Annotated in this window: 8 protein-coding genes; 3 read left to right on the forward strand and 5 right to left on the reverse strand. The window is 64.7% G+C overall.

Annotated elements, in window-relative coordinates; genetic code table 11:
- Positions 1 to 111: 111 nt before the first annotated feature.
- Positions 112 to 3495, reverse strand: a complete 3384-nt coding sequence (locus GRI89_RS11560; protein WP_328598223.1) for a TonB-dependent receptor — start codon at positions 3493 to 3495, stop codon at positions 112 to 114.
- A gap of 132 nt (positions 3496 to 3627) precedes the next feature.
- On the opposite strand from GRI89_RS11560, the gene GRI89_RS11565 reads away from it, so the two are divergent.
- The 3 genes from GRI89_RS11565 to GRI89_RS11575 are packed head-to-tail and all read left to right on the forward strand — an operon-like array spanning position 3628 to position 7750.
- Positions 3628 to 5208 carry a tryptophan halogenase family protein gene (locus GRI89_RS11565; RefSeq protein WP_235913289.1) on the forward strand — a complete coding sequence of 527 codons (1581 nt, stop codon included), beginning with the start codon at positions 3628 to 3630 and terminating at the stop codon, positions 5206 to 5208.
- Positions 5205 to 6740 carry a tryptophan halogenase family protein gene (locus tag GRI89_RS11570; protein WP_159795533.1) on the forward strand — a complete coding sequence of 512 codons (1536 nt, stop codon included), beginning with the start codon at positions 5205 to 5207 and terminating at the stop codon, positions 6738 to 6740. Before GRI89_RS11565 ends, GRI89_RS11570 begins: the two co-directional genes overlap by 4 nt.
- On the forward strand, positions 6737 to 7750 hold the full coding sequence (locus GRI89_RS11575) for a cupin-like domain-containing protein (RefSeq protein WP_201290918.1): 1014 nt from the start codon (positions 6737 to 6739) through the stop codon (positions 7748 to 7750). The genes GRI89_RS11570 and GRI89_RS11575 overlap by 4 nt, the downstream gene beginning before the upstream one ends.
- Positions 7751 to 7760: 10 nt before the next feature.
- On the opposite strand, the gene GRI89_RS11580 is transcribed toward GRI89_RS11575, so the two are convergent.
- The 4 genes from GRI89_RS11580 to GRI89_RS11595 form a co-directional block, all read right to left on the reverse strand.
- Complete coding sequence (locus tag GRI89_RS11580) at positions 7761 to 9209, reverse strand: tryptophan 7-halogenase (RefSeq protein WP_159795536.1); 1449 nt, start codon at positions 9207 to 9209, stop codon at positions 7761 to 7763.
- On the reverse strand, positions 9206 to 10729 hold the full coding sequence (locus GRI89_RS11585; RefSeq protein ID WP_159795539.1) for a tryptophan halogenase family protein: 1524 nt from the start codon (positions 10727 to 10729) through the stop codon (positions 9206 to 9208). The genes GRI89_RS11580 and GRI89_RS11585 overlap by 4 nt, the downstream gene beginning before the upstream one ends.
- Before the next feature lie 31 nt (positions 10730 to 10760).
- A complete protein-coding gene (locus tag GRI89_RS11590; RefSeq protein WP_159795542.1) occupies positions 10761 to 12185 on the reverse strand; it encodes a sugar porter family MFS transporter in 1425 nt (474 codons plus the stop codon).
- 90 nt (positions 12186 to 12275) lie between these two features.
- On the reverse strand, positions 12276 to 13004 hold a 729-nt coding region (locus tag GRI89_RS11595; RefSeq protein ID WP_159795545.1), incomplete at its 5' end, for a 4-hydroxybenzoate 3-monooxygenase.

The raw sequence follows: 13004 nt of genomic DNA on the forward strand, positions 1-13004 counted from the left end.
CCGTTCCCTAACCGGCCACCCTGCCAGCAGGGCAATTCACAATCCGGCAAACGAAAAGGCCGCCGCTCCTGGGAGCGGCGGCCTTGAAGTTTGGCAATCCCTGTTGGGAGTTCAGAAATTGCCGCGTAGGACGAACGAGAACCGGCGGTCGTTCATGAAGTAGGACCGCGGAGCCAGGTCACCGGGGTCTCCGGTGTAGGACTGGGTCGTCTTGGTCACCTCGTTGAGCAGGTTCACACCCTGGACGCCGAGCTTGATATCGCCAGGCAGGTCAAAGGTGCTGCTCAGGTTGAAGAAGATAGACGCGTCCAACTGGCCCGTCGGTTCATTGAAGATCGAGTAGTACGGGAAGATCACGTCCGATGCGGTAAGCAGGAAGCGTGAGCGCCAGTTGTACGCTGCGCGCAGCGAAATCGGCCCCTTCTCGTAGAACGCCGTTACGTTGAAGTTGTGCTTCGACAGCTGTTCGAGCGGCAGGTTACCCGGCGCCACAGTCGAGTTGTTCGGGATATTGCCGCCGTTGAGGAACGTGTTCGGCAGACCCTTGCTCTCGATGTAGGTGTAGTTCGCCTGCATGCCGAGGCCGTCGAACGGTTCCGGCAGGAAGTCGTAGGTCTGCTGGTAGGCCAGCTCGAAGCCCTTGATCTTGCCGGTGCCGTCGAAGTTGTCCGGCCCACGAACGAACACCTGCTGGGTGATACCGTTGCTGGTCACGTCGCGCGTGAAGACGTTCTGGTAGAAGAAGTTGTCTACCGCCTTGTAGAAAGCGTTGAACGTCAGCGAGCCGACCTGGGCGAAGTACCATTCGAAGCTCGCGTCGAACTGCCAGGCAGTTGCCGGGCGGATGTACGGATTGCCCGTCTGCGCCGTCAACTCGCCGCTGGTCCCCAGACCGATCGTCAGGAAGTTGCGGATGTACGAGTTGTCCGGCCGAGTCAGCACTTTCGATGCTGCAAAGCGCAAGATCTTGTCCTCGTCGAGAGCGAACTTCAGGTTAAGGCTAGGCAGCCAGTAGTTGTAGTTCGCCTTGGCGACGTCAGTCGCGGTGACGCCCGTAGCGAAAGTCTGCAGGTCGGCGTACCCCGCCGGGCCGAGGGTGCACACACCGCCCGGAACCGACGGCGGCGTTCCCGGGGGTGCGCCCGGAGGCACCACCGCCGCACAACGCACGCTGTACGGATTAACGATGTTCAGGGCCTGCTGGCTCGGAACGCCGAGCGAACCTTCGGAAGTCACGCTGGTGTCGACGTAGCGCACGCCGATGTTGCCCGAGAAGCGGACGTCGCCGAGTGCGTCATCAGAACCAAAGGTGGCCATGATGTAGGCTGACGTGTCCTTCTGCCCGACGGGCTGGATGTCCGCAGGTATGAAGCCGTCGGCGTTAGCAGCGCCGGCTGTGCCCTGATTGCGCAGGGCCAGCGGGTTCCACGACGGGCTGGCACCAAGCGCGCGAGCCATGTCCTGGACCGACTGGAAGTAAGCGACTGTCCCGTCGTAATCACCGGTCAGGCTGCCGTTGTAGTAGAAGCCTCCCGGAGGTCCGGGGACCTTGCCGCGGAAGAAGTTCGGGAACTCGTAGCGCGACGAACTTGCCGTTCCGGTGTCCTCGAAGTTGACCGGACGGTCGCCAGACCAGGTTTCGCTAAGCATGCCCCAGTTGTAGGTCGTGTAGCGAACCGTCTGGTCGCGATCCTGATAGCGAGCGCCGCCCTTGATCCGACGAATAAACGAGTCATCGTCGAATTCGTAAGCCAGGTCAGCTTTGAGGGCATACTGGTCGCCGGTGCTGTTTTCGATGTGATCCATCGCCGCACGCCAGAACTGGAAACGCGGGTCGGTGAAGTATTCCGTTTCAGTCGCGTTGGCGAGATCGGCACCCGGCGTGGACCAGGTGTAGCCGAGGAACTGCGGCTTGTGCGGAATGACGGTCGGGTACTTGCCCGAGATGTCCAGCTCCTGGTCGGCGAAGATCGACCCGAACACGCTGAAGTCGAGGTTTTCCTTGTGCGACTTGGCATATTGCCCGTCGACCTCGAGGGTCAGCTGGTCAGTCAGCTTCGAGCGCACATTGAGCCCGAATTCCTGGTTGAGGACTTCATCCAGCACCTGCCGGCGGGCGAGCGACTGCTGCAGGCCGCCTATCGCAACGTAAGGCGAAGTTCCCGGATTGCCGCGCCAGCCGTTGGTGGCGTTGACGATGTAACCCGACTGGAACAGGCCGTTCGAATCGTAGACATAGTCTTCGAATCCGCCGACCGGGCACTGGGCGCGAGTTGTTGCGTCGCCATTCGAGTTCGGCGGACCATTACCGTTCTGCTGGCAGCCGAGCGGATAGGTCGAATATTCCGCTAGGTCGGGCGCGGTTTCGTAGGTGTACTCACCCCAGGCGTTGGTGGTGTGCGAGCGGATGTATTCCGCGGTGACACGGGTTCCCTCGTCGAGGCTTTCCCACTGCGCCGAAGCGGCAAAACCGTCACGCTTGCGGTTGAATTCCTGGGTGCGGAACTGGCCACCCACCGGCGCCACGCGCAAGTCGGCGTAGTCGGCGAAGCCGTCGGCACCGCCAGTACCGAAATTGCCGCAGGCGGCGCCACCCGGGGGCAGCGTCATCGTGTCGGCCCCGGAGGGCAGCGGATTGCGGCAGATGATAGTGCCGCCGCCGGTGTTGGCCGCAGCCACGGCCACGCCATCGCGATTCTGGTAGTTGGCGATCTGCAGGCCGTCCGAACGGCTCTTGATCTGCGAGAAGGCGCCGCTGACGAGGATGCCGAAGCGGCCCGAATCGGTATCCCAGGTGTTGCTGATCAGGCCCGAAATCGTCGGCGTCCATTCCTTGCGCAGGTCGCCGTAGTTGGCCTCCGCACTGAACGCGATGTGGAAGCCATCCTTGTCGAACGGCTTGCGGGTGTTGAGGTTGACCGTGCCGGCAAGGCCGCCTTCGATCATTTCCGCGGTCGAGTTCTTGTTGATGATGACCGAGCCGAGCAGTTCGGACGGAACGTCGGCAAAGTTCAGCGCCTGGCCGCCGACGCCGGCCGCGAAAGCGGTGCGGCCGTTGAATTCGGAGCGGACGAAGTTCAGGCCGCGAACGACGACGCCCGAACCTTCGACCGAGAAGTGGTCGGGGTCGTTCGAACCAGCGAAGCGGTTGATGGCGACGCCGGGGACGCGCTGCAGCGCTTCGGTGACCGACCGGTCGGGCAGCGCGCCGATGTCTTCAGCGGTGATCGCGTCGACGACCGTGTCGGAATCGCGCTTGATGTCCTGCGAGTTGGCCAGAGACTGGCGAATGCCGGTGACGATGATGACATTGCCCGACGCGTCGGCACTCTCGGCCTCGGTGTCGGTGTTCGACGAATCGTCCTGTGCGTAGGCCGCGCCCGAAGCCAGCAAACAGCTGACGGCAAGCAGCGACGCGCCGCCCCGCAAGGCATTGCGAACCCAGCGGTTACCGTCGGAATCCGATGAAATTTGCGCGAACGTAGACTTGGCCACGTCTATCCCTCCCCATGTTAGCGCTACCATTTTTTTGGTACGCCATTCGTTGCTCTTCGCCAGTCGATATTCATTTCGAGGGGCCTTGGCAAGTGCCTGCATGAGCGGCAAGGTGTAAAAGGTGGGAGTGAAATGATGCAGGAAGCGCCCGGCTACGGGGCCAAAGGTAGCGATACCGAAGTCGGCCGGGTGGTCATCGTAGGCGGCGGAACGGCCGGCTGGATGGCGGCTGCGGCCTTTTCTCGCTTCCTCAACAACGGGCGGCGCAAGATCACGGTCGTCGAGTCCGATGCAATCGGCACCGTCGGTGTCGGAGAGGCGACGATTCCGCCAATCATAACCTTCAACAGCATGCTCGATATCGACGAGAACGAATTTCTTCGCGCGACGCGCGGAACGTTCAAGCTCGGCATCGAGTTCGTGAACTGGGGAAGGATCGGGGACCGGTATTTTCACCCGTTCGGAAATTTCGGCCAGGACATTCACGGAATTCCCTTTCACCAGCTGTGGTTGCGTGAAAGAAGACGAAGCGACCCGGGAAGCATCGCCGAATACTGCATGAGTGCGATGGCCGCAGCGCAAGGCCGCTTCGGTCGTCCGGCACGCGATGCCCGCCCTCCATTGTCTGCCCTCAGCTATGCCTTCCACTTCGATGCCGGACTCTATGCCCAGTTCCTGCGCAAGCGGGCCGAGAGAGAGGGCGTAAAACGACAGGAAGGAACGATTGCCAATGTCGAACGCGAGGGGGAAACCGGCGACGTTGCGGCGGTTGTGCTGGAGAGCGGAGAACGCATTGCCGGCGACCTTTTCATCGATTGCTCGGGATTTCGCGGCTTGCTTATCGAGCAAGCGCTTGGCGCCGGATTCGAGGACTGGAGTCATTGGCTGCCTTGCGACAGGGCGATCGCAATGCCGACGGCAAACGTGACTTCGCCCCAGCCGTTCACTCGGTCCACTGCGCACCCAGCTGGCTGGCAGTGGCGTATCCCGCTGCAGCATCGCACCGGCAACGGCCACGTCTATTCTTCGCATTACATGGACGACGACGACGCTACGCGAATCCTACTTGCCAATCTCGAAGGCCAAGCGCTCGCCGAGCCACGGCCGATTGGCTTTGCCACCGGCCGCCGCAAACTCGCATGGAGCCACAACGTCATCGCACTGGGCCTGTCATCCGGCTTTCTTGAGCCACTCGAGTCGACCAGTATCCATCTAATCCAGAATGGTATTTCGCGATTGCTTGCCCTCTTTCCCGGTAAGCCGATTAGCCCAGTTGAGCGGGACGAGTTCAATCGGGGAATGCAGGCAACTTACGAAGACGTGCGCGACTTCCTGATCCTGCACTACAAGGCAACGCAACGCGACGACACGCCGTTTTGGCGTTACGTGCGCGACATGCCGATCCCTGAGACGCTCGAGCGACGGATAGAGCTCTGGAAATTGCACGCCAGGGTGTTCCGAAACGAGGGCGAGTTGTTCGCCGTGCCTAGCTGGGTCGCGGTGCTGCTGGGCCAGAACATCCAGCCCCTGGGTTATGATCCCATCGCAGATTCCCTCGACGAAGAACGGGTCGCGGGGGCAATAAGTCAATTGCGCCGGGACTACAGACAAGCTGCTGCCAACTTGCCGTCGCAAGAACAATTCCTGCGAATGTCGGGAGCTTGGGCAGACGATCCGTCTTCGGTGTCTTTGACAGCCGGAGTCCCGTCATGATTGGCGAACCGATCCGCAAGATCGTCATTGTCGGCGGCGGCACGGCCGGCTGGATGGGGGCAGCGGCGCTGTCCAAGGTCATGGGTCCGTTCCCCGGGCTCGAAATCGAGCTGGTCGAATCCGAGGCCATCGGAACGGTCGGCGTCGGCGAAGCGACGATCCCGCAGATCAGCTTGTTCAACTCTATGTTGGGCTTGGACGAGAACGAGTTCGTTCGTGAAACACATGCGACGTACAAGCTTGGGATCGAGTTCGTCGACTGGACGCGGCTGGGGCACAGCTACGTCCATCCGTTCGGGTTTTACGGCGTCGACATGATGGGGATCGAGTTCCATCACCACTGGCTCAAGGGCCGCAGCATCGGCGATACGAGCGAGCTCGACGAGTACTCGATCGCCGTTGTCGGCGGGAAGACCGGCAAGATGGCCTGGCCCGCGCGGGACAATCCGCGGTCGCCGTTGAGCAAGCTTTCCTACGCCTTCCAGTTCGATGCCGGACGCTACGCGCGCTTTCTGCGCGGTCGGGCGGAACGGCAGGGCGTCAGGCGGACTGAAGGCCGCATCACCGCGGTCGAACGCGACGGCGCGAGCGGCTTCGTCACCGCCGTAATGCTCGAGAGCGGTACCAAGGTTGAAGGCGAACTGTTCATCGACTGCTCCGGCTTCCGCGCCCTGCTCATCGGGCAGGAACTCGGCGTGCCGTTCACCGACTGGAGCGAGTGGCTGCCGTGCGACCGCGCGGTGGCCATCCCCTGCACGCTGGCCGGGGACCGCGAACCGTTGACTCGCTCGACCGCCCGGCCCGCCGGGTGGCAATGGCGCATCCCTTTGCAGCACCGCATCGGCAACGGCCACGTCTACTGCTCCGAGTACATGAGCGAGGACGAGGCGACAGCGATGCTGCTCGCCAACCTCGAAGGCGAGCCGCTCGCCGAACCCAACCAGCTTCGCTTCAAGGCCGGCTATCGGGCCCGCGCCTGGGAGAAGAACGTCGTCGCACTCGGCCTCGCGGGAGGTTTCCTCGAACCGCTTGAATCCACCGCGATCCATCTCGTCCAGGCGGCCATCGCCCGCCTGCTCGCGCTGTTCCCGACCCGCGCGTTCGGCGCGAAGGAAATCGCGCGCTTCAACGAAGAAACCGAGCGCGACTACATCGACATCCGCGACTTCCTTGTGCTTCACTACAACGCCACCGAGCGCGACGATTCCGAGTTCTGGAACTACTGCCGCACCCTCGCCCCACCCGAAGGACTGGCCGAGAAACTGGCCATGTTCCGCTCTTCGGGCCGGATTTTCCGCGAACACAACGAGCTGTTCACCGAGACGAGCTGGCTTTCCGTCCTCGTCGGCCAGGGCATCGAGCCGGGCGGCTACCACCCCGCCGCCGACCTCCTGCCCGACGCCGAGACGCTCAAGCGCCTCGCCCATATCCGCGAAGTCGTCGCCCAGACGGCGGAGCAGATGCCGACCCAGGACGAGTTCCTCGCCGCCAACCGATCGGCGATCGCGGCGGACGAGCGCCTGATCGCATGACCGCCCTGCCCCAGCCGCCCGCCGTCAAGGAGATGACGGGCGTCGATGCCGAACAGTTCCACCAGCAAATTCGCCCCGCCCGCGAGCCCGTGGTCATGCGCGACCTCGTCGGCGACTGGCCCGCGGTCGCAGCCGCCCGCAGCAGCGACGAAGCCATCGTCGATTACCTCGTGCAATGCGCCCCGCGCCGCCCCGTCGCGGCCATCGCCGCACCGCCCGAGGAAAATGGCAGGTTCTTCTACAACCGCGACCTCACCGGCTTCAATTTCCGCTCGGGCAAGGGCCACCTCGAAGACTTCCTTCGCGACCTGCTCGCCGCCAAACAGACCGCCGAACCACCGGCGTTCGCCGTGCAGTCCGAGGTCATTCCCGACGTGCTGCCCGCTTTTGCCGAGGCCAACCGGCTCGCCATGCTCCCGGGCGTCGCGGCGCGCATCTGGATCGGCAATCGCATCCGAGTCGCCCCGCATTACGACGTCAAGGAGAACGTCGCCTGCTGCGTCGCCGGACGTCGCCGCTTCACGCTGTTTCCGCCCGAACAGATCGCCAATCTCTATGCCGGGCCGTTCGAGTTGACCCCGGCGGGCACGCCGGTCAGCATGGTCGATCCGCACGATCCCGATCTCGAGCGCTACCCGCGTTTTGCCGAGGCGTGGAGCACGGCACAACAGACGACGCTCGAGCCCGGCGACGCGCTCTACATCCCCTACACCTGGTGGCACGGCGTGGAATCGCTCGAGCCGATCTCGATCCTCGTCAACTACTGGTGGAACGATTCACTCGCCGGCATCGCGCCGCCCTACGACGCACTGCTCCACGCGATCTATGCCTTCCGCCACCTGCCGCCCGAAGACCGCGAGATCTGGCGCATGATGCTCGACCATTACGTGTTCGAGAGGAACGGCGATCCCGCCGCCCACCTTCCCGCTCACTCCAGGGGGATACTCTCCGAACCGAGCGAGCGGCTGTTCGCGCAGATGAAGGCCATGCTGCGACAGATCGCCGGCTAGCGCATCGGCCTCACAGCATCCGCTCCATCCATTCGCCATAGGGAGGGGCCGCGGCGAGCGCCGCCTCTGCCTTCTGCGCAAACGCACGCCCGGTCTCGCTGCCATCGCCGCTTGCCGCGGCGGAGAGCAGGCTTTCGCCCGAAGGCATGCCAAGCGCCTGGAGCATTGCGCCCCATTCCTGCACCAGCATGGGCGAGTCTTCGGCAATCGGCGTCCGGCTGCGGCGGACGAACTGGTCGAGCATCCGCGCCAGTTCCGGCGATTGCTGCAATCCGGGGAAGGCCTTTGCTGCAGCGGGCGCAGCATAGTGGACCGCAATCCAGTCCGCGGCGCGATCCGCCATCATCGCCGCGCGGCGGTTGTATTCGGCGCGTTCGGAAGCGTCGACGGTGCGCCCCGGCAGAAGTTCGAGCAGGAGCGCGAGTTGCCGATGGGCGAGGTCCTGCGCGATACCGCCAAACGGCTCGATCCGCGCCGCCGCGTCGCCAAGCGCGACGACGTTGCCGAGCCATGCAGCTTCGGCCCGCCCCGGCGAAAAGGGAACGATCTGGGCCGGCGGTGCGCCGAGCGCAGCATGGATCGCTTCGTCCCCGGCATCGCCGGCAACGCCCAGGATCGATTGCAGTCCGTCGCGCCCGGCCAGTTCCCAGCGCCACCCGAGCGGCGTGAGGGTGGCGCGGTCTTCCAGCGCCAGCATCGGGCGTCCTGCTTCGGCTATGGCGATGCGGCGCGTCGGGTGCATGTCGTGCCAGTCGATCTGACGCGCTTCGGGCAGGTACGAATGCAGCAAGGCGCGCGAGCCGGTGCAATCGAGAAACAGGTCGGCGGCGATCTCGCCCATCCCTTCCGCAACCAGCGAGGCGATGCCGCCCGACACGTCGGGCATGAAACCGCGGATGTCAGCCCGGGCATGCTGGATGCCGAGCTGCCCGGCCATGCCGACCAGCATTTGCCGGTAGGCGGGCACGTTCCAGCGCAGGGCGTAGTCGAGGTCGAGAAGCGGGGAACCGGGCTCGCCCGAATGCGGGGCAAACCGCCCCGCGCCGGCGAGCACCTCGCCAAGCGAACGCGGCGGCGCGGTAGTCCCGGCATTGCGCGGACCGCCGCCCCACTCCTTGGCGAAGGCCGTAGTCATCGCCGGATCGACCGCAGCCCCGTACCCGGCAGCGCTCTGCTGGTCGGGCCCGCCACCGCCGAAATAGCGCATGACCAGCCGGTGGCTCGCCCCCGCCTGGCGCACGAGTTCGTCCTCGGAAACCTGCAGGCGGTCATGCAGCCGGTTGGTGAACGGCAGGGCCGTGCCGATGCGCTCGGCGAAGGCACCGGGATCGGGCGCAACGGCTAGGACCAACAGTTCGGTCGTTGGCAGGGCGCGGCGCAGGGCAATGGCGGCGAGCACGCCGAGCGGCCCATCGCCGGCAACGACGATCCTTGCCGGAAGTTCGCGCGGTTCGCTCATGGTACCGCCGCCAGCCGTTCGGCGCGTGCGGTCAGGAATTCACGGTGCCCGGGCATCGCCGCAGTCTGGTCCCGGATAGCCTGCTGTAGCGAACCGAGAGCCCGCTCGATCCTCGCCGGATCGGGCAGGCGGGTTCGCGGATCGTGCCGCTCGGGCAACAGGCCCTGACCGATATAAACCGCGATCCACGAGGCATCGTAGAACAGCCCGTCGGAGTACTTCTCGACCCGTCCGGCCTCGCGCCACAGGGTCATCTTTTCCTGCAGCGAGTCCGGCACCCTCATCGTGCGAACATGGTTCCAGAACTCGGAATCGTCGCGTTCGGTGGCGTGGTAGTGGAGGATCAGGAAGTCGCGCACCCGGTCGTATTCCATGTCGACCAGCCGGTTGAATTCGTCGCGGTCGCGCGGATCGATCTTGCCGTCGATCGGGAACAGTTCGAGCAGGTAGGTCACCGCCATCTGCGTAAGGTAGATCGAGGTGGATTCGAGTGGTTCGAGGAAGCCGCTGGCCAGCCCCACGGCAATGACGTTGCGGTTCCAGCTCGACTTGCGCCGTCCGGCACGGAAGCGCAGCACGCGCGGGTCGGCAAGCTGGGTGCCTTCCGCCGCTGCGGCGATGGCCGAGCAGGCCTCGTCCTCGGAGATGAAGGAGCTCGAGAAAACATAGCCGTTGCCGATGCGGTGCTGCAGCGGGATGCGCCAGCGCCAACCGGCGGGCATGGCCGTGGCGGTCGTGTAGGGCTGGATTTCCTGGGTCACGTGCGCACAGGGCATGGCCGCGGCGCGGTCGCAGGGGAGCCACTGCGACCAGTCCTCCCACTCCTCTTCGAGCGCGCCACCGATCATCAACGCACGGAAGCCCGAGCAATCGATGAACAGGTCGCCTTCGAGAGACTGGCCACTTTCCAGCTTGAGCGAGGTGACGTCGCCGCTCGCTCCGTCACGGACCACTTCGATCACTTTGCCCTCGACGCGTTCGACACCGAGCTTCTTGGCGTGTTCGCGCAGGAACGGACCGAACAGCGTCGCGTCGAACTGGTAGGCATAGCCGTAGGTCGATGTCAGGCTGGCGTCGGCCGAGGGCGGGCGAAACTTGTTCTCCAGTGCGGCCATGACGCCGAGCGAGTAGGTGCCGATATCGGCCGCCCGGCCCTGCCGCTGCATTTCCAGCCAGTAGTGGTGGAACGGCACGCCGGCGACTTCCTCGCCGAAGGTGCCGAAGGGGTGGACGTAGCTTTCGCCGATCCGCCCGAAATCGCGGAAGTCGATGCCCAGCTTGTAGGTCGCGTGGGTCGCCTGCATGAAGGCGGCCTCGTCGATGCCGAGGCGTTCGACGTAACCACGGATGTGCGGCAGCGTCGCTTCGCCGACACCGACGATGCCGATGTCCTCGCTTTCGACCAGCGTGACCTCGACCAGCGGGCCGAGCAGCCCGGCGAGGCCGGCGGCGCTCATCCAGCCCGCCGTGCCGCCGCCGAGGACGACGACACGAACGGGCTTGCGATCGGTAATGCTCATACGTTCAGGCTAGGGCGCGACCCGGTCGATGTCACCCGGCCTTGGCGGGCGCTTCCCAACCTTCCATCTCTTCCAGTTCCTTGCCCTTGGTCTCTTTGACGAAGGACTTGACCAGGAAGTACGAGATGACCGCGCTGATCGTATAGAACGCGTAAGTCGAGGCGAGGCCGAGGTTCTCCGCCATCCACGGGAAGCTCTGAACTACGGCGTAGTTCGCGCCCCATTGCGCCAGGCCAGCGACGGCCAGCGCCGATCCGCGGATCTGGTTGGGGAACATCTCGCCGAGCATGACCCACATGACCGGGCCCCAGCTGAAGTTGAAGAAGATGACGTAGAGGTTGGCCGCGACCAGCGCGATCCAGCCCGCGTTGGCATCGAGCATAAGGTTGCCCGCGGCATCCTCGCCCGCACCCGAGAAGGCCCAGGTCATTGCGCCCAGCGTCACCGCCATGCCGATCGACCCGATCATCAGCATCGGCTTGCGGCCGATCTTGTCGATGACGAGGATGGCGGCAAAGACCGCCGCGATCGAAACGAGGCCCGAGACGATGTTGCGCTCGAGCGCCACATCCTCCGAAACGCCGGCCAGCTTCCACAGCGTCTCGCCGTAGTAGAAGATGATGTTGATTCCGACGAACTGCTGGAACGTGGCCAGCATGATCCCGGCCCAGACGATCGGGCGGAAGCCGGTGCCGGGCGCCGTCACGTCGCTGAGACGCGGGCGGTGGTCGGCGGAGAAGCTCGCCTCGATGTCGCCGATCTTGCGATCGGCCTCGGTCGCGCCGAAAAGGCGGGTGAGGACGGCGCGCGCTTCTTCCTTGCGGCCGGTGCCGACGAGGTGGCGCGGGCTTTCCGGAATGAAGAACAGCGCGACGAGGAAGATCACCGCTGGTATCGACTGCGCCAGGTACATCCAGCGCCAGGCCGCCGTCCCCGCGACCTCGCCGAGCGAGCTGCCCGCCGACTGCGCGAGGAAATAGTTCACGACGAAAGCCGCAGTCAGGCCCGAGATGATCATGACCTGCTGGACCGTCGTCAGACGGCCGCGGATGTTGGCCGGGGCGACTTCGGAAATGTACAACGGCGAGAGGACAGATGCCGCGCCGACCGCCATGCCGCCGCAGAAGCGGGCGAACACGAACAGCTCGTGCACTTCGGTCAGGCCCTGCACCAGCGCGCCGCCGACGAAGAGGATCGCGGCGAGGATCATGACCTTCTTGCGCCCGAGGATGTCGGCCAGCTTGCCGGCACTGAAGGCGCCGACCGCGCAACCGATCAGCAACGAGCCGACCGTAAAGCCGAGCGAGGTCGAGTCGAGGTCGAAGGCCTGGGTCAGCCCCTCCTGCGTCCCGTTCACCGCTCCGCTGTCATAACCGAAAAGCAAGCCGCCGATCGTCGCCACTGCGACGATGGCCGAGATGAGCGCCATGTTGACGCTCGACCGTGTCGTATCCATCGAATCCCCTCCTCAATCGCGACTTCCGCGCGAAATGTTAGCGCTACCTAACCGGGCGGCTACCCATTCGACAAGAGGGTTTGCGAGGGACTACACAGGCAGTCCGACGTAGTTCTCGGCGATGGCGGTCTGCGCCGCGCGGCTCGAAGCGATGTAGTCGAGTTCGGCGACCTGCATCGCCCGCTCGAACGGCCCGTCCTCGGGGAAGCGGTGCATGAGCCGGGTCAACGACCAGCTGAACCGCTCCGACTTCCACACCCGTGCCAGCGCCTTGTCCGAATAGCCGGCGACGGCATCGGCATCGTTCGCCCTGAAGAACCGGACCAACGCCTCGGCGGCATAGTGCACGTCGCTGGCAGCGAGATTGAGGCCCTTGGCGCCGGTCGGCGGAACGATGTGGGCGGCATCGCCGCACAGCAGCAGGCTGCCGTGGCGCATCGGCGCGAAGACGAAGCTCCTGAGCGGGGCGATCGACTTTTCGATCGAAGGCCCGCGGGTCATGTGCGCGGCCGCCTCGGGGCCAAGGCGGATGGCCAGTTCGTCCCACACCCGCTCGTCGCTCCAGTCCTCGACCTTCTCGGTCAGCGGGACGTCGACATAATAGCGGCTGCGCGTCGGGCTGCGCATGCTGGCGAGCGCGAAGCCGCGTTCGTGGTTGGCGTAGATCAGCTCGTGGTTGCACGGCGGCACGTCGGCCATGATGCCGAGCCAGCCGAACGGATACTCGCGCAGGTACTCCTTGCCGACCGATGCCGGGATCGCCTTGCGGCTCGGCCCGTGGAACCCGTCGCACCCGGCGATGATCCGGCAGTCGATGCG

It is taken from the genome of Croceibacterium salegens (assembly GCF_009827435.1).
In the GTDB taxonomy this organism is placed as follows: domain Bacteria; phylum Pseudomonadota; class Alphaproteobacteria; order Sphingomonadales; family Sphingomonadaceae; genus Croceibacterium_B; species Croceibacterium_B salegens.